Source organism: Micrococcus sp. SL257, assembly GCF_026625585.1.
Classification (GTDB): Bacteria; Actinomycetota; Actinomycetes; order Actinomycetales; family Micrococcaceae; genus Micrococcus; species Micrococcus luteus.
In genome coordinates, this window is the sequence record NZ_CP113053.1 from 207,280 (window position 1) to 233,964 (window position 26,685).

Annotated in this window: 23 protein-coding genes, 4 tRNA genes and 3 pseudogenes; 10 read left to right on the forward strand and 20 right to left on the reverse strand. The window is 70.0% G+C overall.

Going from position 1 to position 26,685, the window contains the following annotated elements; translation table 11 throughout:
* Positions 1-58: 58 nt before the first annotated feature.
* From OVA32_RS00920 to OVA32_RS00930, 3 genes are all read right to left on the reverse strand, one after another.
* A tRNA-Phe gene (locus OVA32_RS00920) sits at positions 59-134 on the reverse strand.
* Between the two features lie 72 nt (positions 135-206).
* Positions 207-280 (reverse strand) — tRNA-Asp (locus tag OVA32_RS00925).
* Positions 281-396: 116 nt separating this feature from the next.
* A tRNA-Glu gene (locus tag OVA32_RS00930) sits at positions 397-469 on the reverse strand.
* A gap of 125 nt (positions 470-594) precedes the next feature.
* On the opposite strand from OVA32_RS00930, the gene OVA32_RS00935 reads away from it, so the two are divergent.
* Positions 595-990 (forward strand): metallopeptidase family protein, encoded by a 396-nt coding sequence (locus OVA32_RS00935; protein ID WP_095353590.1) that lies wholly within the window; start codon positions 595-597, stop codon positions 988-990.
* Between the two features lie 7 nt (positions 991-997).
* Here the strand turns inward: OVA32_RS00935 and OVA32_RS00940 are convergent, their stop codons facing one another.
* The 10 genes from OVA32_RS00940 to OVA32_RS00985 form a co-directional block, all read right to left on the reverse strand.
* Entirely contained in the window at positions 998-1,972 is a 975-nt protein-coding gene (locus OVA32_RS00940; protein ID WP_095353591.1) for a universal stress protein, read from the reverse strand.
* Positions 1,973-2,032: 60 nt separating this feature from the next.
* On the reverse strand, positions 2,033-2,962 hold the full coding sequence (locus OVA32_RS00945; protein ID WP_095353592.1) for a spermidine synthase: 930 nt from the start codon (positions 2,960-2,962) through the stop codon (positions 2,033-2,035).
* Positions 2,959-3,522: a GNAT family N-acetyltransferase gene (locus OVA32_RS00950; protein WP_095353593.1), complete on the reverse strand. Its 564-nt coding sequence runs from the start codon at positions 3,520-3,522 to the stop codon at positions 2,959-2,961. Before OVA32_RS00950 ends, OVA32_RS00945 begins: the two co-directional genes overlap by 4 nt.
* Before the next feature lie 109 nt (positions 3,523-3,631).
* Positions 3,632-4,009, reverse strand: a complete 378-nt coding sequence (locus tag OVA32_RS00955; RefSeq protein WP_036383533.1) for a thiamine-binding protein — start codon at positions 4,007-4,009, stop codon at positions 3,632-3,634.
* A 31-nt stretch (positions 4,010-4,040) separates the two neighbouring features.
* Positions 4,041-5,381 (reverse strand): Nramp family divalent metal transporter, encoded by a 1,341-nt coding sequence (locus tag OVA32_RS00960; RefSeq protein ID WP_095353594.1) that lies wholly within the window; start codon positions 5,379-5,381, stop codon positions 4,041-4,043.
* An 83-nt stretch (positions 5,382-5,464) separates the two neighbouring features.
* Positions 5,465-7,219, reverse strand: a complete 1,755-nt coding sequence (locus OVA32_RS00965; RefSeq protein WP_044658639.1) for a dipeptide ABC transporter ATP-binding protein — start codon at positions 7,217-7,219, stop codon at positions 5,465-5,467.
* Between the two features lie 2 nt (positions 7,220-7,221).
* On the reverse strand, positions 7,222-8,214 hold the full coding sequence (locus OVA32_RS00970; RefSeq protein WP_036341535.1) for an ABC transporter permease: 993 nt from the start codon (positions 8,212-8,214) through the stop codon (positions 7,222-7,224).
* Complete coding sequence (locus OVA32_RS00975; RefSeq protein ID WP_036341532.1) at positions 8,211-9,215, reverse strand: ABC transporter permease; 1,005 nt, start codon at positions 9,213-9,215, stop codon at positions 8,211-8,213. The genes OVA32_RS00970 and OVA32_RS00975 overlap by 4 nt, the downstream gene beginning before the upstream one ends.
* 136 nt (positions 9,216-9,351) lie before the next feature.
* Entirely contained in the window at positions 9,352-11,034 is a 1,683-nt protein-coding gene (locus tag OVA32_RS00980; protein ID WP_134377017.1) for an ABC transporter substrate-binding protein, read from the reverse strand.
* 154 nt (positions 11,035-11,188) lie between these two features.
* A complete protein-coding gene (locus tag OVA32_RS00985) occupies positions 11,189-12,112 on the reverse strand; it encodes a glycerophosphodiester phosphodiesterase family protein (RefSeq protein ID WP_036383537.1) in 924 nt (307 codons plus the stop codon).
* A 100-nt stretch (positions 12,113-12,212) separates the two neighbouring features.
* On the opposite strand from OVA32_RS00985, the gene OVA32_RS00990 reads away from it, so the two are divergent.
* Entirely contained in the window at positions 12,213-13,490 is a 1,278-nt protein-coding gene (locus OVA32_RS00990) for a DUF445 domain-containing protein (protein WP_163721165.1), read from the forward strand.
* Positions 13,491-13,618: 128 nt separating this feature from the next.
* On the opposite strand, the gene OVA32_RS00995 is transcribed toward OVA32_RS00990, so the two are convergent.
* The 3 genes from OVA32_RS00995 to OVA32_RS01005 all read right to left on the reverse strand — a co-directional run bounded on the left by OVA32_RS00995 (position 13,619) and on the right by OVA32_RS01005 (position 15,967).
* Positions 13,619-14,506 carry a hypothetical protein gene (locus OVA32_RS00995; RefSeq protein WP_095695214.1) on the reverse strand — a complete coding sequence of 296 codons (888 nt, stop codon included), beginning with the start codon at positions 14,504-14,506 and terminating at the stop codon, positions 13,619-13,621.
* 33 nt (positions 14,507-14,539) lie between these two features.
* On the reverse strand, positions 14,540-15,265 hold the full coding sequence (locus tag OVA32_RS01000) for an alpha/beta hydrolase (RefSeq protein ID WP_267714747.1): 726 nt from the start codon (positions 15,263-15,265) through the stop codon (positions 14,540-14,542).
* A gap of 366 nt (positions 15,266-15,631) precedes the next feature.
* The gene (locus OVA32_RS01005; RefSeq protein ID WP_203552842.1) at positions 15,632-15,967 is read right to left on the reverse strand and encodes a hypothetical protein; all 336 of its coding nucleotides are present in this window, start codon (positions 15,965-15,967) and stop codon (positions 15,632-15,634) included.
* Between the two features lie 171 nt (positions 15,968-16,138).
* Here OVA32_RS01005 and OVA32_RS01010 point away from each other — a divergent pair, with 171 nt between their 5' ends.
* The 4 genes and pseudogenes from OVA32_RS01010 to OVA32_RS01020 all read left to right on the forward strand — a co-directional run bounded on the left by OVA32_RS01010 (position 16,139) and on the right by OVA32_RS01020 (position 20,384).
* A complete protein-coding gene (locus tag OVA32_RS01010) occupies positions 16,139-17,146 on the forward strand; it encodes an HNH endonuclease (protein ID WP_239074783.1) in 1,008 nt (335 codons plus the stop codon).
* Positions 17,147-17,252: 106 nt separating this feature from the next.
* Positions 17,253-17,734: pseudogene (locus tag OVA32_RS11675) on the forward strand (IS5/IS1182 family transposase); the annotation flags it as partial.
* A 911-nt stretch (positions 17,735-18,645) separates the two neighbouring features.
* The gene (locus tag OVA32_RS01015; protein ID WP_267714752.1) at positions 18,646-19,791 is read left to right on the forward strand and encodes a GAF domain-containing protein; all 1,146 of its coding nucleotides are present in this window, start codon (positions 18,646-18,648) and stop codon (positions 19,789-19,791) included.
* Positions 19,792-19,850: 59 nt separating this feature from the next.
* A complete protein-coding gene (locus OVA32_RS01020) occupies positions 19,851-20,384 on the forward strand; it encodes a Panacea domain-containing protein (protein WP_203552862.1) in 534 nt (177 codons plus the stop codon).
* A gap of 56 nt (positions 20,385-20,440) precedes the next feature.
* Here OVA32_RS01020 and OVA32_RS01025 read toward each other — a convergent pair.
* Both OVA32_RS01025 and OVA32_RS01030 read right to left on the reverse strand, forming a co-directional pair.
* Positions 20,441-21,336, reverse strand: a pseudogene (locus OVA32_RS01025) (IS5 family transposase).
* 137 nt (positions 21,337-21,473) lie between these two features.
* Positions 21,474-21,866, reverse strand: a complete 393-nt coding sequence (locus OVA32_RS01030) for an SHOCT domain-containing protein (protein WP_250203034.1) — start codon at positions 21,864-21,866, stop codon at positions 21,474-21,476.
* Between the two features lie 756 nt (positions 21,867-22,622).
* On the opposite strand from OVA32_RS01030, the gene OVA32_RS01035 reads away from it, so the two are divergent.
* Positions 22,623-23,135 (forward strand): hypothetical protein, encoded by a 513-nt coding sequence (locus OVA32_RS01035; RefSeq protein WP_052833462.1) that lies wholly within the window; start codon positions 22,623-22,625, stop codon positions 23,133-23,135.
* On the opposite strand, the pseudogene OVA32_RS11680 reads toward OVA32_RS01035, so the two are convergent.
* Positions 23,121-23,713, reverse strand: a pseudogene (locus OVA32_RS11680) (IS5 family transposase). The gene OVA32_RS01035 and the pseudogene OVA32_RS11680 sit on opposite strands and share 15 nt — an antisense overlap.
* A 181-nt stretch (positions 23,714-23,894) precedes the next feature.
* A tRNA-Lys gene (locus OVA32_RS01055) sits at positions 23,895-23,967 on the reverse strand.
* 158 nt (positions 23,968-24,125) lie between these two features.
* On the opposite strand from OVA32_RS01055, the gene OVA32_RS01060 reads away from it, so the two are divergent.
* From OVA32_RS01060 to OVA32_RS01070, 3 genes are all read left to right on the forward strand, one after another.
* Positions 24,126-24,800, forward strand: coding sequence for a hypothetical protein (locus OVA32_RS01060; RefSeq protein ID WP_267714756.1), 675 nt, complete (start codon positions 24,126-24,128; stop codon positions 24,798-24,800).
* Positions 24,801-24,939: 139 nt separating this feature from the next.
* Positions 24,940-25,566 (forward strand): hypothetical protein, encoded by a 627-nt coding sequence (locus tag OVA32_RS01065; RefSeq protein ID WP_036314859.1) that lies wholly within the window; start codon positions 24,940-24,942, stop codon positions 25,564-25,566.
* Positions 25,567-25,581: 15 nt separating this feature from the next.
* Positions 25,582-26,607, forward strand: coding sequence for an inorganic phosphate transporter (locus tag OVA32_RS01070; RefSeq protein WP_044658635.1), 1,026 nt, complete (start codon positions 25,582-25,584; stop codon positions 26,605-26,607).
* Positions 26,608-26,685: the final 78 nt, after the last annotated feature.

Here is a 26,685-nt window from a genome sequence, read left to right on the forward strand (position 1 = left end):
GTGGCTCGTCGCCCCGGACGACGAAGGCCCCCCGCGTCTGCGGGGGGCCTTCTCGAAGTGGTGGCTCCGACCGGCGTCGATCCGGTGACCTTACGATTTTCAGTCGTACGCTCTACCAACTGAGCTACAGAGCCCGGCGACCTTCGTCACCAGGACCATGCGTCACCGGACTCCGTTTCCGAATGCCGGTGATCGGACGATCCGAGCGACCCTGACGGGACTTGAACCCGCGACCTCCGCCGTGACAGGGCGGCGCGCTAACCAACTGCGCTACAGGGCCATGTTCTGTTGTTCTCGCCGCTTTCGCAACGAGTGGAAACTCTAGCAGAGCCTCCGAGCGTCGTGCAAGTCCACGCTCCACGTGCCGTTCCGGCCGCCGAGGGCGGCCGTTCTGCGTACCCCCAACGGGATTCGAACCCGTGTCGCCGCCGTGAAAGGGCGGTGTCCTAGGCCTCTAGACGATAGGGGCAGGTCCGGTGTCGAGATTCCCGAGGTGGACCCTGGGAGTCTATGGTGGCCGCACACCCTCCGGCAAGTCCGGCCGCCGGCCGGCCGCCCTCCGCACCGCGGAGCCCCGCACCCCCAGGAGCCGCCGTGGACCACCGCCCGTCGCCCGAGCAGCCCGCCGCCACGTGGATGAGCGAGCAGGAGTTCGACGACGCCGTCTCCGCGGCCCTCACCCGCATCCCGGACGAGCTGGCGCGGCTGCTGACGAACGTCGTCGTGGTGGTGGAGGACGAGTACGAGCCGCAGCGCTGGGAGGACCCGGCCACCGAGCTGTTCGGCCTCTACGAGGGCGTGCCGCTGACCGAGCGCGCCGAGCTCGCGTGGCAGATGCCGGACCGGATCGTGGTGTTCCGCGGCCCGCTCACCCGCCACTGCACCTCCCGCGCCGAGCTCGAGGACGAGATCACCGTCACCGTCATGCACGAGGTGGGGCATTTCTTCGGCATCTCCGAGGAGCGCCTCCACGAGCTCGGCTGGGGCTGAGCGCCGGTCAGGACTCCGGCTGGTCCTGGACCGGGCCGAACGAGGCGCGACGGCCGAGGCGGACGTCCTCGCGGAACGGGACGACGAGCACCGGGCCCTTCGCGTGGTCCGCGACGCCGCGGCTCGTGGAGCCGACGATCGCACCGGCGAAGCCGCCCAGACCGCGCGTGCCCACCACGGTGAGGCAGGCGGTGGCGCTCTGGTCCACCAACACGTCCACGGGGGTGCCGTCCACGAGCTCGGTGAGGACCTCGAGGCCGGGGAACTCGGAGCTGATCCACGCGGCGCCGGCGTCGAGGCGCTCGCGCAGCTCCCGCTCGCGGGCCTCCTCGTCCAGGCTGACGGCCAGCCATGCGGCGTTCGCGCCCAGGGGCGGGACGGCGCACACGAGCTTCAGCGGGGCCTGGCGGAGGCGGGCCTCCTCAGCGGCCTCGAGAGCGGCGGCACGGCCCTGCTCGGAACCGTCGACGCCCACCACGACGGCGGTCCTGTCCCCCGCGCGGCTGGCCTCGACCCCGGCGGGGATGATGGCGACCGGACAGTGCGCGTGGCCGGGCAGCGCGGCGGCCACCGAGCCGAGCAGGCGGCCCATGAAGCCGCCGCGGCCGCGCGCGCCCGAGACGAGCAGGGAGGCCTCGGCGGAGAGCTCCACGAGGACGCCGGCCGCGTCCCCGATCTCCACACGCAGCTCCGGACGCACCCCGTCGGCGTCGAGCTTGCCGGCGACCTCCTCCAGGAGGGCCTGCACGCCCTCGCGGAGACGGGAGTCGTCCAGGACGGCGCCGCCGGCGTCCGCGCCGTAACCCCAGTACGCGGGGATCGAGTAGGCGGTGACGAGGGTCAGCGGCTCGCCGCGCAGGCCGGCCTCGCGCTGGGCCCAGCGGGCGGCGGAGACGGACTGGTCGGAGCCGTCCACACCCACCAGGACGCCGAGCGGTGCGTCCTCACGGCGGGTGGCGGCGGGCTGGGTCTGGGCGGACATGGCGACCTCCTCGAGTCGGACTCGACGGGCCCCGGGCGGACCCGGCCGAGTGCCTCCAGTCTACGCCTCGGGGCCCGGGACGAGTCCCGTGATCCCGGGCGCGACGCCCGCGGGGAAGCCGCGTGGATCCTCCGCGAGCCGGGCCGGGAAGGCGTCCATGCGCAGGGCACGGGCCAGGCGGTCGCGGGGGTCGGAGCCGGGCGGGGCGTCCGCGGCGGGGCGGGCCACGGGGGCGTCCGAGGCCGCCACGATGACGTTGCCGCGGCGCCGCCCCTTGAGCATGGGCGGATCCGCGATCACCTCGACGTGCTCGAACGCGGCGACGACGGCGGCCACGTCCGCCCGCACCGACGTCAGGTCCGGCCCGCCGCCCACGTTGAGCACGTACAGCCCGCCGGGGGCGAGGACCCGCGCGGCGGCGCGGGCCGCGTCCAGGCCGGTGAGGCCCGGCGGGGTGATGTGGCGGGCGCCCGTCAGGTCCGTGGGGTCCGGGGCGAAGACGTCGCGGATGATCAGGTCGCGGCTGGCCGGGTGGGCCGTGGCCAGGACCTCGGCGGCGTCGGCCACGCGGATGCGCAGGGCCGGGGCGCGGGGCAGGCCGAAGCGCTCACGCGCGAGGGCGGCCAGGCCGGCGTCGATCTCCACCGCGGTCTGGTGGGAGCCCGGGTACGCGTGGTCCACCCAGCGGGCGAGCGCGCAGCCCGCGCCGCCCAGGTGCAGGGCCCGCAGGGGCGTGGGCTCCGGCCAGTGCGCCCGGACGGCCGCGGCGGCCCAGCGCATGTACTCGAAGGCCATGCGCTCGGGGCGCTCGGGGTCCAGCGGCGAGGACTCGACGCCGTTGACGTAGAGGATGAACGCGCCCGGCTCGAAGGCGTTCTCGCGGATCTCGGCGGTGCCGTGGGTGATCGCGTGGACGCCCGGCTCGATCCCGGCGGGGCCGGCGGCTCCGCCCGCGGCCCGGCCCCGGCGCGCCGACGACCGGCGGCTCACGCCGCACCGCCGTCGTGCGGGAGACGGCGCACCATCAGCTGCTCGTGCAGGCCGGCCCACGGGCCGGTCATCGGCTCCGGCGCCCCCACGGACGCGAAGCCGTGCTTGGCGTAGAACGCGACGGCCCGCGGATTCTCGGCGAGGACGCGCAGCACGGCGGGACGGTCGCCGACGACGGCGTCCAGCAGGCGCGCTCCCAGACCGGTGCCGTACGCCTCGGCCAGGACGTAGAGCACCATGAGCTCCACATCGGGCAGGTCGGCGGGCGATGCGGCCGCGTCGTCCGCGCCCGTCCGGCCCGTCTCCGCCGCCGAGCGACGCGGGCCCGCGAGCGCCACGCCGAGCAGCCGGCCGCCGTCGTCGGCGACCCAGAGGTCTCGGTCCGATCCGATCAGCGCGGTCCACACGGGCACGTCCTCTGGGATCCGGTCCTCGATCGCGTCCAGGTACGCGGACGGCAGGAGCGCGCCGTAGGCCTCCCGCCACGACCGCGCCTTGACGCGCAGCAGCGCCTCGACGTCCCCGGGGGCGGCGGGGCGCACGGTCACAGACTCAGGCACGGGCTGCTCCTCTGGGCCGCCGGCGCGGCGGCCATTTCTCGAACGAAAGCGCCTCGACACGCCGCCGTTTCTCGAACGAAAGCGTCCGGGGGGGCAGCGGGGAGGGGGGTCACCCGGCGTCGCCGTCGCGCGGGGCTGGGGCGGCGCGCCGCCCCTCGTCCTCGGCGAGGGCCGACTCGAGGCGCTCGAGCTTGCCGTCCAGCTCGCCGGTGCGGCCGGGGCGGATGTCCGCCTTCAGCACGAGCGAGACGCGTGTGCCGTACGGGGACACGGCGTCCACGGCGGCGCGCACGACCTCCATCACCTCGTCCCACTCCCCCTCGATCTCGGTGAACATCGAGGAGGTGCGGTGCGGCAGGCCGGAGGCGCGCACCACGGCGACGGCGGCCGCCACCGCCCGGTGCACGGACGCGGTGTCCGCGTCGCCGGGCAGGTGCTCGGCGTCGGCGGGTTGGCCGGAGGGGGCGACGGAGAAGGCGACGATCATGGCACCAGTGTGCCCCGCCCCCGCCGCCGGCTCACCCCCCGAGCACCGGCTGCAGGGCCTTGATCAGCTCGTTCACGCCGATCGCCACGAACACGGCCGCGGTCAGGCCCAACAGGGTGTTGCGGACCCAGCCGTTGCGGAACTGCCGCGGCACGTCCTTCGTGTTGTTGAGGAACAGCAGGGTCACGGCCAGGAACGGCATGAACAGGGCGCCGAGCGTGCCGTAGAGCAGGATCAGGAAGATCGGCCGGTCCAGGAACAGCAGCGCCATGGGCGGCAGGGTCAGCCACAGCAGGAAGAAGCGGCCGGGCTTCGAGGACAGCGACGGCGCGTCGTCCTGGTCCAGCTCCTCGGCGGGCCGGCGGAAGTTCGTCCAGAAGTCCGCGAACATCAGCGAGACGCCGTGCCACACGCCCAGCAGGGAGGAGAAGGACGCGGCGAAGAATCCGATGAGGAACACCGTGGACCACGCCGAGCCGTAGCGCTCGGCCAGCACGTCGCCGACGTCGAGCAGGCCCTTGTCGCCCGAGGAGATCGCCAGCCCCGCCGAGTGCAGCAGCTCCACGCCCATGACCATGGTGGCGATCACGAAGATGCCCGTGAGGATGTACGAGGTCGCATTGTCGAACCGCATGACCTTCAGGTACTTCGGGACGTTCCAGCCCTTCTCGCGCAGCCAGTAGCCGTAGGCCGCGAGCGTGATGGTGCCGCCGACGCCGCCGGCGAGGCCGAGCACGTAGAACATGGCCTGGGGATCGCCGGAGGGCAGGCGCGGCACGAGACCGGCCAGGATCGCGCCCAGGTTCGGAACGGTCAGTGCCGCCGAGAGCAGCACGGTCACGAACATGACGCCGATCAGCACCGTCATGAGCCACTCGATGAGCCGGTACCTGTCCAGCCAGACCAGCCCCAGGCCGATCAGGCCCGAGGCGATCGCGAACACCTTGCTGTCCACCCCGGGGAACAGCGCCGCGAGCGGCAGGGCGGTGGAGGACATCGCCGTCGCCCCGTACACGATGCCCCAGATGAGGATGTACGGGCCGAAGTACCAGGACGTCCAGGCCCCGAGGGTGCGCCAACCCTGGAAGATCGTCTTGCCGGTGGAGAGGTAGTAGCGGCCCACGCCCTCCACGAGCACGATCTTGAAGATCACGCCCAGCACCACGGCCCACAGCAGCATGTAGCCGTAGCGGGAGCCGGCGGTCAGGGTGGCCACCAGGTCCGCCGCGCCCACGCCCGTGGCCGCGGCGACGATGCCCGGGCCGAGGGAGTTCCAGCGCGGGCGGATCGGCGTCTCGTTCAGTTCGGCGTCGGTGAACCCGACGATGTCCGGGTTGTGCACGGGGCGCCCGGGGTCGACGGCGTGGGCCATGGGATGCTCCTGCGATCGGGGATGCGAGTGATGCAGCAAGTATCACGCACGGGGCGACGCCGCTCACATCACTCCGCGGTGCTTCACACGTGCGTCCCGTCCGCCTCCACCGCGATGCCCAGCTCGTTGCCCGGGATCGAGGCGAGCAGGCGGCGGGTGTACGGGTGCCGGGGGTTGGTGAAGACCTCCTCCGAGCTGGCCGCCTCCACCACCTCGCCGTCCTTCATGACGCACACGTAGTCGGAGATGAGCCGCACCACCGCCAGGTCGTGCGAGATGAACAGGTAGCTCAGCCCCAGCTCGTCCTGCAGGCGGCGCAGCAGCGTGAGGATCTGGTCCTGCACGAGCACGTCCAGCGCGGAGACCGGCTCGTCGCACACGATCAGCTCGGGGTTCAGCGCGAGCGCCCGGGCGATCGCCACGCGCTGGCGCTGTCCACCCGAGAGCTCGGCCGGGTACCGGCGGTGGAAGTGGGAGGGCAGGGCCACCTGGTCCATGAGCTCGAGCACGCGCGCCCGCCGCTGCGTGGCGTTGCCCCGCCGGTACGTCTGCAGCGGCTCCTCGATGATCCGGCCCACCGTGAACGAGGGGTTGAGCGAGGAGAAGGGGTCCTGGAACACGGCCTGCACGCGCTGCCGGAAGTCCTTGAGCCCCTCCCCCTTCAGCGCCAGCACATCCCTGCCCTCGAAGGTGATCTCGCCCGAGGTCGGCTCGATCAGCTTGAGCAGCATGCGCGCCGTCGTCGTCTTGCCGGAGCCGGACTCGCCGACGATCGAGACGGTCTTGCCGCGCGGGATCTTCAGGGAGACGTCCTTCACGGCGATGAAGTCCTCGTGCCCGCGCACGGGATAGACCTTCGTGAGGTCGCGAATCTCCACCAGCGGGGTGAGGTCCTGCTTCGCCAGGGCCACCGTGGTCAGGGCCGCGGTGTCGTCCTCGGCCAGGGCGACGGGCGCGGGATCGAAGGCCTCGGGCAGCAGGCGGGCCGCCGCCACCGACGGCGCGGCCGCCACGAGCGAGCGGGTGTAGGCGTGCTGCGGGTCCTCGAGGATGGCCCGCGCGTCGCCGGACTCCACCACGCGTCCGCGGTGCATCACCACGAGCTGCTGCGCCCGCTCGGCCGCGAGGCCGAGGTCATGGGTGATCAGCAGCACGGAGCTGCCGAGCTCGCGGGTCATCTCGCCGATCTGGTCCAGGATCACCTGCTGCACCGTCACGTCCAGGGCGGAGGTCGGCTCGTCCGCGATCAGCAGCTGCGGCCGGCACGCCAGGCCGATGGCGATCAGCACGCGCTGGCGCAGACCGCCCGAGAGCTCGTGCGGATACTGCTTGGCCCGTCGCGCGGGCTCGGGGATGCCGGCGCGCTCCATCACCTCGACGACGGCGGCCCCCACGTCCTTCTTCGTCGCCATGCCGTGGGTCAGCAGGGTCTCCCCGATCTGCTGACCCACCCGGGTCACGGGGTTGAGGTTGGACATCGGGTCCTGCGGCACCAGCCCGATCCGGCGGCCGCGGATGCGGCGCATCCGCGACTCGGGCAGGCCCACGAGCTCCTCGCCCGCGAAGCGGACGGAGCCTGCCGTGACCCGGCCGTTGCCGGGCAGCAGGCCGATCGCGGCCATCGCGGTGGTGGACTTGCCCGAGCCGGACTCGCCCACGATCGCCAGCGTGCCGCCGGCCGGGAGCGTGAGGGACGCGCCCTCCACGGCCTGCACGGTGCCCTGCTGGGTGGTGAACTCCACGTCCAGGTCGCGGATCTCCAGCAGGGGGGCGCCCGCCGCAGGGACCGCGGGCGCCGCGCCGGGGCCGGGTGCGCCGTCGTCGTGCTTGGGGTCCATGGTCAGCGCCTCCGGGAGGTCGGGTCGAGGGCCTCGCGCAGGGACTCGCCCAGCAGGGTGAAGCCGAGCGCGGTGATGGCGATGCACAGGCCGGGCAGGAACGCGAGCCACGGGTTGATGCCCAGCTCGGCCTGCGCGTAGGTGAGCATGCGGCCCCACTCGGCGGTCTCGGGGCGGCCGCCGCCGAGGCCGAGGAAGGACAGGGCGGCCGCGTCGATCACGGCCGTGGCCAGGGTGAGCGTGGCCTGCACGATCACGGGGCCCAGCGAGTTCGGCAGCACGTGGGACATCGTGATCCGTCCGCGCGAGAGGCCGAGGGTCTGCGCCGCGAGCACGTAGTCCGACCCCTTCTGCGTGAGCATCGAGGACCGCAGCAGTCGCGCGAACACGGGCACCTGCGCCACCCCGATCGCGATCATCACCGCGAACGGGGTCTGCCCGAGGATCGCCGCGATGGACACCGCCAGCAGCAGGTTCGGCACCGAGAGCAGGATGTCCACGACGCGCATCACCACGGAGTCCACCCAGCCGCCGAACGTGCCGGCCAGCAGGCCGAGCAGCATGCCGCCGGCCAGGCCGAACGCCGTCGAGACGACGCCGATGAGCAGCGAGGCCTGCGCGCCCCAGATCAGCTTGGAGAGCACGTCCCCGCCGAAGCGGTCCAGGCCCAGCGGGTAGCCGGCCACCTCGCCGGGGCCGGGCACGTGGGTGGGGCGGATCTCGCGCATGCCGGGTGTGGCCGTGCCCGCGTACGGGGCCAGCACCGGGGCGAGGACGGCCACGAGCACGAAGAGCAGCACGATCACGGCGCCGGCGATCGCCGCCGGGTTGCGGCGCAGCCGCTGGAACGCGGCGCCCCACACGGAGGTGCCGCGGGTGTCCGCGGCGGCCTCGGTGGTCGCCTGGGTCGCCCCGGCCTCGACGGGCGCCAGCGCGTGCTCGACGGCGTGCTCGGTGGGTCCGCCGCCGGGGCTGGGGGGCAGGTTCACGCTCATGAGACACGCACCCTCGGGTCGATGAGGCCGTAGGAGACGTCCACGACCAGGTTGATCAGCGAGTAGAGCAGGGCGATGAAGATGATGAAGCCCTGCAGCACCGGGAAGTCGAGCTGGAAGATCGCCTGCGCGAGGAACCGGCCGATCCCGTTGAACGCGAACACCGTCTCGGTGAGCACCGCCCCGGAGATCAGCAGGCCCAGCTGCAGGCCGAGCGTGGTGCTCACCGGCAGCAGGGCGTTGCGCATGATGAACCGGTCCCGGATCAGGCGCGGGGCCAGGCCCTTGGCGCGGGCTGTGCGCACGAAGTCCGCGTCCTGCACGTCCAGCACGGAGGCGCGGGTGATGCGCGCGATGATCGCCAGCGGGATGGTGCCCAGCGCGATGCCGGGCAGCACCAGGTGGGTCAGCGCGTTCAGGGCCGCGTCCCACTCGGCGGTGATGATGCCGTCCCACACGTAGAAGTTCGTGTAGTGGGTGGCGTCGATCCGCGGGTCCTGTCGGCCGTCGGTGGGCAGCCAGCCCAGCTTCACCGCGAACACCCACTTGAGGATGAACGCCAGGAAGAACACGGGCACCACCACGCCGATCAGGGACAGCACGACGGCGACGTCGTCCTGCCACCGGCCCACATGGCGGGCGGCCCAGTAGCCGAGCGGGATGCCGATGACCACCGCGAACACGATCGCGAAGATCGAGAGCTCCAGCGTGGCCGGGAAACGGTCCGCGAACTCCTCGACCACGGGCCGATTCGTCATGATCGAGGTGCCGAAGTCGCCGCGCAGCAGCCGCCCCATGTAGGTGACGTACTGCTCGAGCAGCGGCTTGTCGAAGCCGTACGCCGCGTTCACCCGGGCCACGGCCTCGGGGGTGGCGCGGTCGCCGAGCAGGGCGGTGGCGGGGCCGCCGGGCAGGCTGCGGACCCACACGAACAGCAGGACGGACAGTCCGAACAGGGTGGGGATCAGCAGCAGCAGGCGCTTGCCGATGAGTCTGAGCACGAGGGGCCTCCATGCCGGCGCGGGGGCCGGGCCGGTCGGTGCGAGGGACGGGCGGTGGCGGGCGGGCCGGCGACGACGGCGCCGGGGCGCGGCGCCGTCGTCGCCGGTGGGGCGGGTCGTCCCCGGCCCGCCGGGCTCACTCGGTCAGGTCGATCTCGTTGAAGACCTCGTCGTTGACCGGGCTCGCCGGGTAGGAGGCCACGCGCTTGTCGAAGGCCAGCGACGGGGCCGGGTGGGCGAGCGGGACCGCCGGGACGATCTCGGAGATCTGCTCGTTGATCTCCTGGTACTTCGGCGTCTGCTCCTCGAGCGTCGGGATCTGGCGGGCCTCCTCGAGGGCGGAGAACAGCTCCTCGTCGGTGAAGCCGAACTCGGGCTTCTCCTGGCCGAAGAACACGCCCACGAAGTTGTCCGTGTCGTTGTAGTCACCGGTCCAGCCCAGCAGGTGGATGCCGTGGTCCGAGGTGCCCTGCACCTGGTCGAGGTAGTCCGGGCTCCACTTGGCCGGCTTCGCGTTCACCGTGATGCCCACCTCGGCCAGCTGGCTCGAGAGGTTGGAGAACGCCTGCTCGGGGGTCGGCATGTACGGGCGCGAGACGCCGGTGGGGTAGTTGAAGTCGATCGTGAAGCCGTCCGGGTAGCCGGCCTCGGCGAGCAGCGCCTTGGCCTTGGCGGGGTCGTGCTCGTACGTGGTGACGTCCTCGCTGTACCCGTTCACGGACTTCGGGATGAACTGGGTGGCGGGCTCCGTGCCCTCGGGGAGGGTCTGCGCGATGAGGGCGTCCTTGTCGATCGCGTGGGCGATCGCCTGGCGCACCCTGACGTCCTGGAGCTCCTCCTTCTCCTGGTTCAGGCCCAGGTAGAGGATGGTGAACGGGTCGCGGGCCACCACGTTGAAGCCGGCCTCGGACAGCGCCGCGGTGTCCGCGGGGGCCACGAGGTCGTAGCCGTCGATGTCCCCGGCCTCGAGCGCCTGACGGCGGGCCACCGGGTCGTCGATCACGCGGAAGGTGATGTCCGTGACCTCGCCGCCCTCGCCCCAGTAGTCCTCGTTGGCGGTGAGCTTGACGTCCTCGCCCACGCTCCAGGACTCGAACTTGTAGGGGCCGGTGCCGGTGGGGTGTGCCCGGGCGTACTCGGACATCTGGGGCGACTCGGCGGTGCCGCCGACCTCGTCCGCCTTGTACTCCTCGAGCGCCTTCGGCGACTGCATGGCGAAGGCCGGCAGGGACAGGGAGGAGATGAAGCCCGCGAACGGCTGCGCCAGCGTGATCTTCACCTCGTGCTCGCCGGTGGCCTCGCACTCCTTGTAGACGGCGTCCTCGGGCTTGTCCGCGAAGCCGCGGAACAGCTTGCCGTAGTAGTACGAGAGGGTCTCCGACTGCTGGATGCCCGTGAAGTTGTACCAGCGGTCGAAGTTGGCGCACACGGCCTCCCCGTTGAACGGCTCGCCGTCGTGGAAGGTCACGCCCTCCTTCAGCTGGAACGTGTGGGTCAGGCCGTCCTCCGAGGACTCCCAGGACTCGGCCAGCAGCGGCGCGGGGTCCGCGGTGCCCGGCTTCGTGCCCACGAGGCCCTCGAAGATCTGACGGGAGACCCGGAACGTCTCGCCATCGCTCGCGAACGCCGGATCGAGGCTCTTGGGGTCGGAGGAGGCGGCGAAGATGAACGAGCCGTCCACTTGGGCGGCGTCGCCCCCGCCCGAGCCGCCGGAGCCGCCGCCGTCGCGCTGGCTCTGGGCGCAGCCGGTGACGAGCAGGGCGCCGGCCGCGGTGAGCGCGGCGGCGGACAGGAGTCGGTGACGCAGACGGGTGGCCATGGGGGCTCCTCCGGGAGAGGTCTCAGCCGAGACGCGGGTGCGAGGGGACCGCGCCGTCGGGTGTGACCTCGGGCACGCTCCTGGACGTGACTATAGCCACAAGCGCGGGCAGGAACGCAACGCAGGCCGCGTCTGCGCGTGCGGCACGGCGCCCTCAGGCCCCGGTGGGCACCCGCTCCCGACGCGCGGCGGCCCGCTCGCGGACCCAGCGCAGCACGTCCTCCGGACGGTTGGTGGTGAGCTCCTGCACCCCCTGGGCGAGGAGGAAATCGGCGTCCTCGCGCTCGTCGACGGTCCACACCCGCAGCCGCCGCCCCGCCGCCAGCCACGCCTTCACGTCCGCCAGGTGCTCCCGCACGTAGGCCACGGAGGGCCCCGCCATCCCGGCCCGGCCGCGCCAGACGAGCGCCTCGGACCCCGCCAGCGACTGACGCGCCGCCGCACGCACCGCCGCCCGGCTCAGCGGCCCCCGCGCGAGCCGGGTCGGCAGCTCCGTCGGCATGAGGTCCATCAGGGGGCAGAGGGGGTCCGTGCCGGCCAGCGGCGCCACGTGGCGCAGCGCGTCCGGATGGAAGCTCATGAGGGACACCTGCACCTGACCCAGTCGGCCGGTCTCCGGGTCCCAACCGGCCCGCAGCAGCTCCCGCAGCACCCGCTCCTCGAGCTCATGCCCGAACGGGGAGGGGTGCTTGAGCTCCACGGCCAGGCGCAGCGGCCGGTCCGCGGCCGCCGCGATCGCCAGGAGGTCGGCCAGGGTGAGCACCTGCTCCCCCGCGCCGCCGTACACGGCGGGCGGCGCCGTCGTCGTGGCGGGCTCGGCCCCCGGACGCCGGGCGTGCCACGAGACGACGTCGAGACCGCGCAGACGATCCAGCGTGTGGTCCGCGACGGCGCCGCGCCCGTCCGAGGTGCGGTCCACGGTGGGGTCGTGCCAGCAGACGACCTCGCGGTCCCGCGTGAGCTGGACATCGCATTCGAGACCGTCCGCGCCCACGGCGAGGGCGTGGAGCATGGCGGCGCGGGTGTGCTCGGGGAAGGCGGCGGAGGCACCGCGGTGGGCGATCACGAGAGCGGGCACGCCGCCAGGCTAGGGAGCGCGAGTGCCGGCCACGTCACCGCAAGGTGCCCGGCTGGTTAACTGGTGGGGACCATTCGGTGCGCGCGATCAGGAGCCTCCCGTGTCCCTCTCCCCCGACCCCGCCCAGCAGCTGCTCAGCGCCGGCGCCCTCGAACGCGCGGCGGGCCTGCGGCGCATGAAGGCCGTCGCCCTGGGGCTGCTCATCCTGCTGGCCGTGGTGTTCGTGGTCGCGTTCCCGTTGCAGGACACCCACCCGGTGTGGGGCTACGTGCGCGCCGCCGCGGAGGGGGGCATGGTCGGCGCGCTGGCGGACTGGTTCGCGGTCACGGCGCTGTTCCGCCACCCGATGGGGGTGCCCGTGCCGCACACCGCCCTGATCCCGCGGAAGAAGGACCAGCTCGGCGCCGCGCTGACCGAGTTCGTGCAGGAGAACTTCCTGGACTCGGAGGTCGCCCACGAGAAGGTCGACGGGCTGAAGGTGGCCGAGGCCGCCGGCGGCTGGCTGCGCCGTGAGGAGAACGCGGCCCGCACCGCCCGGGAGATCGCGACGGCGGCCCGGGGCGCCATGGCCGCAGCCGACGACGACGCCGTCCAGGAGCTGCTGCGCCAGCTGATGGAACGCCACATGGTGGCCCCGGACTGGTCCCCCACGCTCGCGGGCGTGCTGGAGGACGTGGTGGCCGGACGGCACCACGAGCGCGTGGTGGACCTCGTGGTCGCCCACACCGGGGACTGGGTGGCCGCCCACCCCGAGCTGTTCGTCGAGACCGTGCGCCGTCGCTCCCCCGAGTGGAGCCCGGACCTCGTGGACCGCCTCCTCGCCGAGCGACTGCACGCCGAGACCCTCAAGTATCTCGCCGGCATCCGCCGCGACCGGCAGCACGAGGCCCGCCGCGCTGTCGACGACTGGCTCGACCGCCTTGCCGACGAGATGCGGAACGAGCCGACCACCCGCGCCTCGGTGGAGCGGTTCAAGCGGAACCTGTTCGCGGACGAACGGCTGCGTGCGTGGGCCGGGCGGGCCTGGGTCTCCCTGCGGGACTCGCTCCTGGACGCGCTCGAGGACCCGTCCTCCGACCTGCATCGCGCGCTCGTGGCCGCCCTGCGCGACCTCGGCGCCCGCCTGCAGGAGGACCCCGAGCTGCGCGACCGTGTGGACGGCCACGCCCGCCGCGCCGCGGCCTATGCGCTGAGCTCCTACGGCCCGGCGCTGACCGGGGTGATCGAGGAGACGGTCGCCCGCTGGGACGGCGAGCAGACCGCGCGCACCCTCGAGCTGTTCGTGGGCAAGGACCTGCAGTTCATCCGCATCAACGGCTCGGTCGTCGGCGCGCTCGCGGGCCTGGCGATCCACGGGGTGGCCACGCTGTTCCTCTGAGAGGCGGTTCCTCCCCCGCACTTTCGAACGTGACATGTGGCGAAGGGGCGCTTTCGAACGTGAGATAGGGACTTTCTCACGCTCGAAAGCGCGGGGGCGGGGGCGACGGACGCGCGGGGGCGGGGCCGTCAGGCGGCGGGCTTGCCCTTCTTCTGCCTGTCGTCCTTCTCGTCCTTGCCGCCGGGCAGGGCGCGACGGATCGCACCGAAGACGCCGCCGTCGTCCTTGGTGCCATCGGCGCGCCCCTGTGCGGCGCCCTCGCGGATCTCGCCGGGGATCACCATCGGCAGGGGGCTGAAGAGCTCCGCGGCGTTCTCCATCACGGCCTTGCCCATGGCGCGGTTGCCCACGCCGCCGATCACGGCGCCCACGCCGAACGGCACGGCGCGGCCCACGAAGCCGGCACCCTGCCGCAGGCGCATCTTGCGCATGAACGTCCTCTTGAGGCGATCCACCACGAACGCGCTGATGCCGGTGCCCGATGCGGTGCCCGCGAGCGCGTTGAGGCTGGACTGCGGGTCGTAGGGACGGCCGGCCTTGGCGGCGGCCTCGCGGAGCAGCTCCTTGGCGTCGTCGCCGAGCATGAGGCCCATGACGAGGGCCTGGGCGCGCTGCGGGTCCTGCGTGGTGATGCCGTGCAGCTCGGCGAGGGACTGCGCGTAGAGGGCGGTGGCCTCCATGAAGCCGGCGACCGCGACACCGGACAGGCCGAGCGCGGCCACGGTGCCGATGCCCGGGACGATCGCGGTGCCGCCCACGGCGGCACCGGCCCCCGTGACGGTGGTCAGGTACTGCTGCCCGAGCCGCTCGGCGAGACGCTCCGGGCTCTCCCCCGGGTGCTTCGCCGCCATGCGCTGGATGTTCTTCAGGACCAGGGGGCGCTGGACCGCCAACACCGTGGAGAGGGCCTTCTCGAAGCCCTCCGTGGGCTCGCCGTTCTCATCGAGTGCCGACTTCAGCCCGAAGTCCTTCACCTTCCCGGACGCGTACCGGCCGATCGTCGAGTTCTTTGCCATGCGCGCCACAGTATCGGCGCGCGACCCCCGCGGTCAGGACCCGGGCGTCGCCGCGCGCAGGGAGTGCTCGAGGAAGATGCGCACGTCACGGACCTCGTCGGGGCCGGTCCCGTGCAAGATCCCGGGGTAGGTGCGCACGGTCAGGCGGGTGTGCTCCTCGGCCCACGCGCGGGTGTGGGCGACGGCGTCCGGATGGATCACGGGATCCTCGGCGTCCCGGCCCCAGAAGAACGGGCGCGGGCCCGGTCCCTCGGCCGGGGAGTCGAGCATGGCCAGCAGCTCGTTGTCGACGGCGAAGCCGCTCAGGCCCACACCGCAGGTGAACGCCTCGGGGCGCAGACGCAGGACCGTCGTCGCCATGGCCATGCCCTGGGAGAAGCCGAGCACCGAGACCGTGCGGAAGCCGGCCGCCACGACCTCCTCGGCGGAGAGCACGTCGAACACGCGGTGGGCGGCGGCGAGCACCTGGGCGAAGTCGGACTGCAGCAGCAGGTCGAGCAGGAACCAGCCGTGCGCGCCGGGGTCGCCCGGGCTTTCGGACGCCGTCTCGTCGATCTCGAAGCCGCCGCGCACCGCCAGGCCGGTGCACCGCTCCGGGAGCATCGGACAGTGGCGGCGCGCCGCGCGGACCTCGTTGGAGCCGTAGCCGTGGAACACGAGCACCAGGTCCGTGCCCGCGCGCTCCGCCGGCGGGCGCGACCACACCACGCTGTGGCCGGAACTGATCGTCTCGGTGACTGGTGTGGGCGTGGGGCTCATGGCTCCATCCTAGGGAGAGGCCCCTGACCGGGCGTCATGCCTGGTCAGGGGCCGCTCTCGGGTGGGCCCTGCGGGGATCGAACCCGCGACCGGCGGAGTCTGAGGTATCAATTCTGGCTTTTTCTGCCTGCTGCTCTCCATCTGAATACCTCCGCTGATTTTGGCCGACCCTACCCATGTTTCCGTCCGAGCCCGTCCCTCGCTTCTGAACGTCTCCGCTGCATAATCACTGGGCCGTTCGCAGGTCTGCGGCAACCTGGGGCTCTACGCGGGGTTGTCCGACCCGATGAACGCCCGGAGAGCCGAGATGTACCGCTCCCGGGCCGCGCGGACGTCGTTCCCGGTGGCCTCCCACGTCCATCCCGCCTACCACTTGTCCATGAGATCGACGTACTCGCGGGCGGCCGTTGTGACCGGAGCCGGGGCGTAGAGCTCCAGGAGTGCGAGCGTCTTCCGCGCGGGGTCCTCCTCACCGTCCGGAGCGCCATCGTGTGGGAACTCTCCCACGACCTCCAGGTAGCCGTGAACGTACCTCTCCCGCGCGTCGACTATCTGGAGAAGCTCCCCGGCAACCTCCGTTACGCACTTTTCCTGGTCCCGGCGGGCCTCTAACTTCCGACCTCTTGTGCCATTGAGGTAGGCCACGCCGCCGCCGACAACGGCGCCGAGGAGCGTTCCGACAACGCCGATCCATGCATCCATGCGGGCAGTCTGTCTTAGGCATGCTGTCCACCTACTGGCAGTCGCGCCCGTGGTCGCCTGACTTGCGCGGCCACCCACAGCGCCGAACCACGCCACGCCCCCGCCATTGCCACCGCCTCCTCGACGCCCCATCCCGTAGGATCACAGCGATCAATAAGGGAGGACTCGATGATGAGTGCTGAAGGCCCCAAGCGGCGTGAACTGTTCCGGTGGTGGGAGTGGGCACTTATCGCCCTTGCGGTCATCTCGATCCCAGCAGGGCCCGGGGCACTCATCTTCCTCATGCCAGTACTCCCGCGGATCGTCTTGCTCATCAGGAAGCACCGATACTTCAATAGTGAAGAGTTCCAAGAAAAGAAAGCGGAGATTCGGGCCTTCGTAGCAGAACACAACGAACTCAAGGAGTACATCGACGAGATTCGCGCTCGAGGCTCCTTTAGCCTCGGCGAATCGTCGACCGGCCAGCACGCGCACCTTGCCTATAGCGAGAACACGAGCCGCCACAACTACATCCGGGATCGGAACGTGGCGACCCTCGGGGCGCCGAACGTCCACAATTGTTCGCTTCAGGTGGTACGGAAGGCGCAGATGGACCCCATCCGCTATCTAATGAAGTACTTCCACATCAACGCAGAAGAAGATCGACTAGCGGAAGTGGAAGAGATGGGGTCAAGCTTGGCCCAGCTCGAGGAAGCCCTCTCCAACCTCCAGAACAGAGAGGCCTCGATCACCGAAGCCATCCAGCCCCCTTCATTCATTCAGAAGCACTTCTTGGACGAGTTCATGGAACAGGTCGGGGTGGAGATTTCCCCCATTACGATCCCGTATGAGATATACACCTTTGAGTACGTCAGCGCGGGTGGAAATAGCAGCGAACGAACCAATGTGGTCTTGAACTCCCAAGCCCTCGACGCCCTCATCGATACCATGTCGGCTCGTATCAAGTTTCGGAAGTCGGCCGCCGGTCAGCGGGCCCTCATGACGTCCAAACTCCGCCATCACATCAAGGATCGAGATAACTTCACTTGCCAGAACTGCGGGGTTAGTACTTATGCCGAGCCCCACCTTCTACTTGAGGTGGACCACATCATCCCGGTCTCTCGAGGTGGCCTGACGACAGAAGAAAACTTGCAGGCACTGTGCTGGAAGTGTAATCGGTCGAAGTCCAATAAAATCTAAGGGCTCGATAGGCCGCCGACGGGAACCCGCCACTAAAGGACGTCTGGCCCTCGAAGTCATCTAATACCGCCAGGCCTGCGCGTCAGAACCATCACCCGCCACACAGGGGGGTGGATCGAACTACAAGAATCTGCGGGGTGACCCTGCCGATCACGGGATCGGGCCCTCGCATGGCGGGTTGGGCACGAAGAACCATCAGCTCGTCGACGGTGCAGGGATGTCGTTCGCCAGCCCGATCACACCCCAGCCAGGCAAGGAATTGGCCCATCACGGCTCCCCTGCTGGGCAGCCGCGCGCACACCGGCCGGTGGGTCGGCCCCGGACCCGCCCGGCGTGGCGCTGGGGGACAAGACCTGCTCCTGCTGGGCAATCCGTTCCCATCTGCGGGCGCCGCGATCCAGGCAGCGAGCGGTCTATTGGCCTCGACGCGGACGCGTACAGGGGCCATAGCGGCATTGAGCGTCAGGGCGCGCACCTGAATCAGTAACGGGCCTAACGACCAGGTATGACAAGTACGTGATCGTCTACCGGACCGCGGTAGTCATGAGCACTGCGCTCGCATGGTCCAAACTATTGTGGGACAAGCCCTGGGGTATGCCAGTCGGAACCGCCTGCGAACGGACGGCGGCGGCGCCCGGACGACCTCCTGGACGTCGTGGTGTCTACGGGGTGCCGTACCTCCGAGGCGTTGGCCCTGCACTGGCAGGACGTGCACGTGGGCGCGCGGAAGGTGGCCATTACGGCGCAGTCGTGGTGGCGGGCCGTGGTGGAAGGCGGTGCGTCAGGGCCACCCTAAGTCGGCCGGGTCCGTCCAGACATACACGGTGGACGCTCACACGGCAGACATACTCCGGCGCCGGTGGGGCCAGTCCATGGACCTGGGGTTGGTGTCTTCGATGGTGTTCCCGTCGTGCACGGGGACCGTCCGGGGCCCGTCGAACTACCGGAAGCAGTAGCAGATGGCGCGGGAGGCCATGGGATTCAGGAAGATCACCCCGCACACGTTCCGTAAGACTGTGGCCACGAAGCTAGCGAACATGGAAGGCCTGGCCGAGTCCTCGGCGTAGCTGGGGCACTGGGGAGGCCGTCACGCAGGCGCACTACCGGGCAGAGGTGCAGGAGGCCGTGGACATGACCCCCGTGCTGAGAGAATTCTGGGAAGACTAATCGCTGACAGGTAGTTTGTGGGCGTGAGCGAAAGTAAGAATGAGGCGCCGCCCAGGTCAGACCCTTCCGTCAGTCCGGCTTCAGATGCACGTGCCGCCGATGCGGAAGAGACCGTGAGACGAGACCCGCCTCGGGTGGACCCCACACACTCACGCGAGACGAGTTTGACCGATGCCAAACGGGAGAAGCGGCGCCGCGCGGTCAGAGCCTTCTACGCCAAGGCGTGGAAGGGTGCTCGAGGCTTCGGGACGGTGGTCCGCGATTTTCTGTGGGCAGTGGCTGGTCCTGCAATTGGAGCACTCTGCGCACCAATCGCAGTTCACTACTTCCGCATGGTGGCCAGCCCGCCAGCGACACCCGCGAACCCAAATCCTGCGCCCAAGACGAGCGACATCACTCTGTTCGCGGTATTCGGAATTTGTGTGTTGATAGGCGTCCTCATCACCGCAGGACGCCAGATGTGGACCACTAGACGAGTTGAAAAGGTGAATAAGAGTCGCTCTCAGAGCCTCACGCGCTTCACTGACGAACTCGGTTCCATTCTGGATGTGCTCGTGGAGTATTCAAAGACGACGGGGAATGCCGAACACCGCCAGCGCCTCCTCAAGGACACCCTTAGGGAGGGACGCCGACTGTACGCATTCGAGGGAGTCCGACTCTGCCTCTACTTGTTGCAGCCCAACCTTGATTATGAGGCGCGCAAAGATGCGCAGAATGCCACGCGGAAGGAGGGCCCGCCCCCGTCACTCACCACGAAACCCCAAGAAGATCCCGGGAAGCGAGACGCGATTGGACAGGACGCAGAGGCACCGCCCACACCGCACCCGACTGGCGAGGCCGCAGAAGCCACACAGGAGTGCCCGGAGGTCCTTAACGTGACCTCGGATGAAGCCGAAACGCTAAGGGAGGTCTTGGTGCTCGAGGAGCACACAGGGCGTCGTGACATCCCGAGATACCAGTTTACTAGTGGTGAGAACGCAAGGACTCTTGTTGAGATTGCGACCGGCAACTACTCGGTGGTTGTTGTCAACCCACTGAACCCCCCACTCCATCGCCGGATGGACGGACATTGGGAGGTTATGAACGTAGAGTATGCAGAGAACTCGGGATGGCGTTCGTTCATGGCTATTCCAGTCAAAGGGGAGAAAAAATCTCAGGGCGTACTCCTAATCGACACCCGCGAGGAGCATGAATTTACCGATGAAGACAAGAGTATCGGTTGGACTATTGCCCGGCTCATCGCCCATGGCCTTGAGGCGAGCAACGAAAAGGCTCTTGACACGAGGCCTGAAACACGCCGGGTGATTGCCGCACTGGAGGCTGTCCGGGGCGGTAGACGGGCTGAGTCCCGCGGGGTCGAGTCGGGGAGACCGAGGTCTACGGGCGTGGAACCGCAGAGAGCCTCCGGCGGCTCACGGCCGGCCCCTCACAGGTCGCACCCCGACCCATCCTCTGGAGACCGTGATGTGTCAAACTAGGGGGAACTTGGGCATCAGCCACGCCGAGCCCAGGTGTAGCGCACCAAGGGAGGTGACACATGACCTCGAAGCCATCCATCGATGATGTGGCCGCGGCCATCTTCGAGCACTTCGACCGACCAATCACAACCATGAAGTTGCAGAAGCTGGCATACCTAGCCCAGGGCTGGAACCTGGCGTTCAGGGGTGATCCGATGTTTGACGGCAAGTTCGAGGCCTGGGTCAATGGCCCTGTGAGCCGGGAACTGTATCGAAAGCATCGTGGAGAGTTTGCTCGCTCCCGCTGGCCGGAGGGCAACCCGAAGGCCCTGTCCGACGAGGATCGAATCATCCTCGATGCCGTGATCGATAACTATGGGGGTTTGAGTGGCGCCGAACTGAGCGATCTGACGCACGTCGCGGGCACACCTTGGCACCGCGCACGTGCGGTTTCTAACGCCGGTCCCTCTGAGCCGTCACGACAGCCGCTAGACGAAGCCCTAATTCGAACGCACTTCCGCCAATTGCTGGGTCTCGATGATCCCGAGTACGAGAGCAACACGAACGGCGAACCGCCCCCGAACACCGGTCATTACCACGCCTTCTCGTATTGAGGGATCACATCACTCAGGGCCACCTTGCAATTCCTCCAAGATGGCCCTGAACCGGCCTAGGGCATGTCTGACAAACGTTTTGACCATGCGAGCACAGCATTCAGGACCACAGCGGCCCTGTAGATGATCGCGTACTTGTCATACCGGGTCGCCAGACCCCGCCACGGCTTCAGGTGAGCGTACTGACGCTCGATGACATTGCGGCCCTTGTAGGCGTCCGCGTCGAGGCCAATGGGGCGCCCGCCGCGGGCACCGCGCCGTCTGCGGTGGCCCTGCTGGTCGGCCGGTTCGGGGATGACCGCTTTGATCCCACGGGCACGTAGGTGGGTGCGGATCGCGCGGGAGGAGTACGCCTTGTCGCCCAGCACGGCCTCGGGGCGGGTCCGGGGCCGCCCTACTGGCCGGGTCACGCGCAGCTGCTCCAGAAGAGGAAGCAGCATCGGGGAGTCCCCTGCCTGGCCGGGGGTGATCAGGCTGACCAGCGGCAGCCCTGTCCCATCGACGAGCTGATGGATCTTCGTGCTCAGCCCGCCACGGGAGCGCCCGATGCCGTGATCGGCCGGTTCCTCACGCGGATTCTTGTAGTTCGATCCATCCCCCTGTGTGGCGGGTGATGTTCGTCGCGTGCTGGTGGGCGCGGGCGATCGTGGAGTCCACCGAGACCGACCAATCGATCAGGCCTTCGGCGTCAGCGGCGGCGGTCAGCGTGGCCAGCACCGTGTCCCATGTGCCTTTTTCGGCCAAGCGCCGATGCCAGGTCCACACTTCTCTGCCAGGGCCCGTAGACCTCGGGCAGATCCCTCCAAGCGATTCCGCACCTGTATCGGTAGATGATCGCCTCCACCATGGTGCGGGCGTCGGCGAACGGCCTGCCGGCGCGGCCGGTCCGGGTCGGGAGCATCGGGGCGATCAACTCCCATTGGGCGTCGGAGAGCATCTGGAACCGGGACATGTCCCCAGGGTCTCAGCTGACTCGTGCATCTATTCTCAGACACGCCCTTGATACCACCGTCGACTTCTTCCCGGCTGCCGAAGAGACGTTTGCAGTCGTAGCCGCGGCGAGGACGCTCGTGCACTTGCCCGACAACGCTAACGGGAACCATCCAGCGCGCTTTGCTTCAGACTCTGGAACTCCGCCTCGGAGATAGTTCCGCTGTCGAGTAGCTGCTTGGCTTGCGCGATCTCAGACGCAGGTCCCCCAGCAACAGTCCGGATGTAGTCGTCCGCCGTTGCTTTGGCCTCTCGTGTCTGTCGCTCGGCTCGATCGCCCATCCCACGACCGCGGAAGATCAGGTAAACGAGCGCCGTGAGGAACGGAAGAAAGATGAGGAAAAGCAGCCAGATCGCCTTGTAGACGCCGCTGAGTTCGCGGTCCCGGAAGAGATCACTGATGATTGAGAACAGTGCGATGAGGTAGGCGACGAACACAAAGATGGTGAAGAACCACCAGATCGCATCCCAGATCGTGCTCCAGAAGTCCATGTTCCTGACCTCATCTTCCGGCCCGGTTGGGGGCCAAGCCTAGAGTTTCGTGTGAACCCAGGGTAGCAAGCGGCAAGCGGCCCCTGCCTACCTCAGCCAGAGCTGGGCGCGCCGCAAAAGTGCTAACGAAAGTGCTAAGCAACCTGCAGGTCGAGGTATCGCGGTGGAGTCATCCACAGGGCACATGCCGTAGATCGTTGATTTCATGCGGCAGAACGCCCTTCCAAGATTCGCGGCGCGAGGGGGTCGAGGTCAGTTCAAGTCCCCCCTCGCGCACCGCGGGCCGTTTGCAAGACGGCCAGGGAACGGTTTGTACGTTCCACAGGGGAAGCCCCCGGGAGACTCGGACGAGTCTCCCGGGGGCTTCTTTACGCACAGGATTGGCCTCCCGGGCGACGCCGCGGGCGTCCCGAGGGCCTGGCGGACTCGTCTGGGCATGGAAAGACCCCCGCGGGCCTGCGCCTGGGAAGGCTCCCGCGGGGGTCTGGATGTGTCCACGTGGTCCCGTGGGAGCGGCTCTAGGTTAGGCGGCCTCCCGCCTCTCAGGTGGCAAGCCCCCTGGTGATGTGTACGCGGGCCCGTACTCGTCGGCGCGGGTGAACCCGGCCGTGCGCTCATGGCGGCGGGCGCGCTTGACCGGGGCCGTGGCGAAAGACCAAAGCGTGTCGCCCCAGTCGTTAGAACGACGCCCGGCCTACTCTCGGACGGTCGCCACCATCGACACCTACTGGCACACACGCGAAGGCATCCACCCTTATGTCCAGCCTCTCTGACCTCCTCGGCCAGGTCCGCGCCACGAACCCAGACCTCGCGGCCAACCTCGAACGCGAGATCAAGAACCGCACCCGGCGTCAGCGCCAGTTCGGACTCGTGTTCGAGGGGCACCGCCCCGAGGCCGTGGAACTGCCCTCTCGGCCCGTCCGCAAGGGGGACAAGGTCCGCATACTCCCGCCCCGCGGGGAGACCAAGAAAGGTGACCAGACCCTCTGGCACGTCGACCACATCGACCGCACTACCGGCACCGCCCGCCTGACCGCCGTCGACGGCGAGCAGGAGGCCCAGGCGGCCATTTCCGATCTCGTCGTCGTCGCTGAGTTCCGCGATCACATGTACCCCGGCCTCGTCGAGACCGGCCGAGTCGAGAACGGCGGTGGCAAGCCCTTCCATACGGTCATCAACGCCGAGAACTTCCACGCTCTCGAGATGCTCACTTACACCCACCATCGCAAGGTGGACTCCTGTCGCGCGTCAGACTTAGGGCATGTCTGACAATCGTTTTGACCATGCGAGCACAGCATTCAGGACCACAGCGGCCCTGTAGATAATCGCGTACTTGTCATACCGGGTCGCCAGACCCCGCCACTGCTTCAGGTGAGCGTACTGACGCTCGATGACGTTGCGGCCCTTGTAGGCGTCCGCGTCGAGGCTGACGGGGCGCCCGATGCCGTGATCGGCCGGCTCCTCACGCGGATTCTTGTAGTTCGACCCATCCCCCTGTGAGGCGGGTGATGTTCGTCGCGTGCTGGTGGGCGCGGGCGATCGTGGAGTCCACCGAGACCGACCAATCGATCAGGCCTTCGGCGTCAGCGGCGGCGGTCAGCGTGGCCAGCACCGTGTCCCATGTGCCTTTTTCGGCCAAGCGCCGATGCCAGGTCCACACTTCTCTGCCAGGGCCCGTAGACCTCGGGCAGATCCCTCCAAGCGATTCCGCACCGGTACCGGTAGATGATCGCCTCCACCATGGCGCGGGCGTCGGCGAACGGCCTGCCGGCGCGGCCGGTCCGGGTCGGGAGCATCGGGGCGATCAACTCCCATTGGGCGTCGGAGAGCATCTGGAACCGGGACATGTCCCCAGGGTCTCAGCTGACTCGTGCATCTATTCTCAGACACGCCCTAAGGCCAGTACGGGAGCCAAGGTGCCTCTGCCAGATCACGAACATTGGGTGAGTTTCGGGTGGATGACGATCCCTGGTCCGACCAAAACGGCCCCTGACTCGGCATCGCGCCTGGTCAGGGGCCGTTCTCCGGTGGGCCCTGCGGGGATCGAACCCGCGACCGGCGGATTAAAAGTCCGATGCTCTGCCAGCTGAGCTAAAGGCCCTCACCCGCGGCCGACGACGACGGCGTGCGGCCGACGACGGCGACCCTCGCGGGTGCCCTCCGATGGTAGCCCAGGCGCCCGGGGCACTACCGTGGACGGGGCCGCCGCCTCCGGCGACCACATCCCCACCCCGATGCGCCCTCGAAGGGAGCCCGCCCATGGCACGTCACCGCCTGCCCGCCGGCCGCGGCGCCAGCTCGAGCGCCTCGGGCGTGCTGCGCCCGCACCGGCCCCGCCTCTCGGAGCCGCAGGAGCTCACGCACTTCGCCGGCGGCGAAGACCCGCAGGAAGTGGCCGCGGCGGCCTCGCGCCTGGCCCACGCCCTCGTGGCCGGCGGCCGCGCGGAGGAGGACCCGGCCGTCGTCGAGCGGCTGGTCGGGCTGGTCCGCGAGCTCGGCGTCGAGACGCTCGCCGAGCTGTGGGCGGACGCCCCGCCCGTCTCGCTCGCCGGCGCCATGTGGCGCCTGTACGCACTCCAGGAGGCGACGACCCGCGACGGCGAGCGCTGGGCCGCCTGGTACCGCGCCGGGCACGCCGCCTACGCCTCGCGCGTCGTGGCGGGGGCCGTCGAGCCGCCGGGGCCGGCCGAGCTGCGCCGCCTCACGGACACGATCCTCACGGGCGCCTACCGCTCCGAGATCGACGTCGCGTTCGAGCGCGCCGCCGCCTACGCCCGCGTCGTGGCCCTGGGCCAGGTCGAGCACGCCGAGGGCTCCGAGGCCGCCGCCCCGGACCGCGCCGCCGCCCTCACCCGCCGGGCCGCGCGCCTGGTCAGCACCGCCGACGCCCTGGAGGCGGCGGGTCGAGCGTTTCGGGACGGATCGCTAGACTGAAGGGGACGGCGCCGGGCCGCTGGTAACCCCGGGCTCCAACACATAGCCGCTGCGAGCGGCCTTCCGCCGAGAGGCGTTCCCGGCCCGGCGTCGTCGTCGACCCCTTCGCCACCCGTCGACGAGAGAGCGACCGCTGCCCATGTCCCCCCGCATGCCCTGGCTCGTCACGCGCGACACCCCGGCGCTGCGCCACATGGCGGACCTCGCCGAGGCCCTGCACCGGTCCGTGCATCTGGTGGCCCAGGTCGCGGGGACCCGCGGACCCGAGGCGGACCGTGCCGCCCGTGAGCTCGAGGAGCTCGACTCGTCCTCGAGCGCCACCCTCATGGCCTTCCTCACCGCGCTGCGCAGCGCCTACGTGACTCCGCTGCCCCGTCAGGACCTCTACCGGCTGGCCAGCGGCGTGCACGCGACCACCCGGCGCGTCGTGTCGGCGGGCGTGCTGATCCAACGGGCCGACCTCGAGGAGCTGCCGACGCATGCCCTCGACGTCCTGGAGACCGTGGGCCGGCAGGCCGAGCTGCTCGCCCGCGGCGCCGCCGAGATGCGCGACCTCGACGCCCTGGAGGCCACGTGGATGCAGCTGCTGCGCGCCTCCCGCCGCACGGAGCGGATCATGGTCGAGTGGCTCGCCGATCTCGGCATGGACCTGCTGCAGCGCGACTACAACCGCCAGCGCGAGGTCGCCTGGGCGCTGCACGCGGCGCTCGAGGCCCTCTCCCGCGTGAACATGGACCTGGGCATGGTGCTCGTCCGTGAGTCCTGAGCCGGTGGAGGCGCCGTGACCGCGGGGCTCGCCGTCGTCCTCGTGCTGCTGTGCGCCGTCGGCGCGCTGATGGGGTTCCGTGACGCCCCCAACGCCGCGGCGCTGCCTGTCCGGTACCGGGCGCTGACCCCGCGCGGAGCCCTCCTCCTGACCGGGGCGGTCAACACCGTGGGCGCCCTGCTGGGCATCGGGCTCATCACGCTGAGCGTGCACTACTTCACCTCGCCCGCGGTGCGCAGCGAGGTCGGCCCCCTGGCCGTGGGCGTGTCCTGCGCGGTGACCCTCGTGTGGGGTCTGCTGCTGTGGTGGCGGCGCCTGCCCGGCTCCAGCACGCACGCGCTGATCTCCGCGCTGGCGGGCAGCCACCTCGCCGTGCGCCTGAGCCTGCACATCGACGTCGCCCACACCATCTTCGACCTCGTCCGCGCCGAGGTGCTGCTCAGCCTGCTGCTCTCGCCCCTGATCGCGTGGGCGCTCGCCCGCCTGCTCACCGCGCCCGCCATGCGGCTCGCCACCCGCGGCACCACGGTCAACGTCCAGCACCGGGCCCGCGTCGCGTTGGGCATCTCCGCCAGCGCCATGGCCATGGGCCACGGCCTGCAGGCCGGTCAGCGCATGGGGGTGCTGTGGGCCGCCGTGCTGGTGGGGTCCGGGTCCGTCCTGGCGCCGGACGCCCTGACGGCCGAGTTCGTGGGGGGCGCGTTCCTGTTCGCCCTCGCGGTCGGGCTCGGCACGCTGGGCGGCGCCTGGCGGATCGCCTGGACCCTCACCGAGCGTCTCGTGCGCCTCGACCCCCTGCGGGCGTCCGTGGCCGCCGTCATCCCCGCGGGCCTGCTGTTCGTCGGATCCCTGGTGTTCCACCTGCCCCTGTCCTCCACCCACACGGCGACGGCGGCCATCGTGGGCGCCGGCCAGACGCAGACCTACGCGTCCGTGCGCTGGCCCACCGTGCTGCGCGTGGTCGGCTGGTGGCTGCTCACGCCGGTGGCCTGCGCCCTCCTCGGCCTCCTCGGCACGCTGGCCCTCCTCCCGCTGGCCTGAGGCCGCGCCCGACGACGACGCCCGGCCCCGCAGACGCCGCGACCCCGCCCGGCGTGCGGCCGGACGGGGTCGGGGACG

Coding starts and splice junctions, on each gene's coding strand:
- OVA32_RS01060 (WP_267714756.1), top strand. CDS start 24,126: ATGGCACGTCACCGCCTGCCCGCCGGCCGCGGCGCCAGCTCGAGCGCC.
- OVA32_RS01015 (WP_267714752.1), top strand. CDS start 18,646: ATGGTGGCCAGCCCGCCAGCGACACCCGCGAACCCAAATCCTGCGCCC.
- OVA32_RS01020 (WP_203552862.1), top strand. CDS start 19,851: ATGACCTCGAAGCCATCCATCGATGATGTGGCCGCGGCCATCTTCGAG.
- OVA32_RS01035 (WP_052833462.1), top strand. CDS start 22,623: ATGTCCAGCCTCTCTGACCTCCTCGGCCAGGTCCGCGCCACGAACCCA.
- OVA32_RS00960 (WP_095353594.1), bottom strand. CDS start 5,381: ATGGCCCACGCCGTCGACCCCGGGCGCCCCGTGCACAACCCGGACATC.
- OVA32_RS00995 (WP_095695214.1), bottom strand. CDS start 14,506: ATGGCAAAGAACTCGACGATCGGCCGGTACGCGTCCGGGAAGGTGAAG.
- OVA32_RS00965 (WP_044658639.1), bottom strand. CDS start 7,219: ATGGACCCCAAGCACGACGACGGCGCACCCGGCCCCGGCGCGGCGCCC.
- OVA32_RS00980 (WP_134377017.1), bottom strand. CDS start 11,034: ATGGCCACCCGTCTGCGTCACCGACTCCTGTCCGCCGCCGCGCTCACC.
- OVA32_RS01005 (WP_203552842.1), bottom strand. CDS start 15,967: ATGGATGCATGGATCGGCGTTGTCGGAACGCTCCTCGGCGCCGTTGTC.
- OVA32_RS01030 (WP_250203034.1), bottom strand. CDS start 21,866: ATGGACTTCTGGAGCACGATCTGGGATGCGATCTGGTGGTTCTTCACC.
- OVA32_RS01010 (WP_239074783.1), top strand. CDS start 16,139: ATGAGTGCTGAAGGCCCCAAGCGGCGTGAACTGTTCCGGTGGTGGGAG.
- OVA32_RS00955 (WP_036383533.1), bottom strand. CDS start 4,009: ATGATCGTCGCCTTCTCCGTCGCCCCCTCCGGCCAACCCGCCGACGCC.
- OVA32_RS00970 (WP_036341535.1), bottom strand. CDS start 8,214: ATGAGCGTGAACCTGCCCCCCAGCCCCGGCGGCGGACCCACCGAGCAC.
- OVA32_RS00940 (WP_095353591.1), bottom strand. CDS start 1,972: ATGTCCGCCCAGACCCAGCCCGCCGCCACCCGCCGTGAGGACGCACCG.
- OVA32_RS01000 (WP_267714747.1), bottom strand. CDS start 15,265: ATGAGCCCCACGCCCACACCAGTCACCGAGACGATCAGTTCCGGCCAC.
- OVA32_RS01065 (WP_036314859.1), top strand. CDS start 24,940: ATGTCCCCCCGCATGCCCTGGCTCGTCACGCGCGACACCCCGGCGCTG.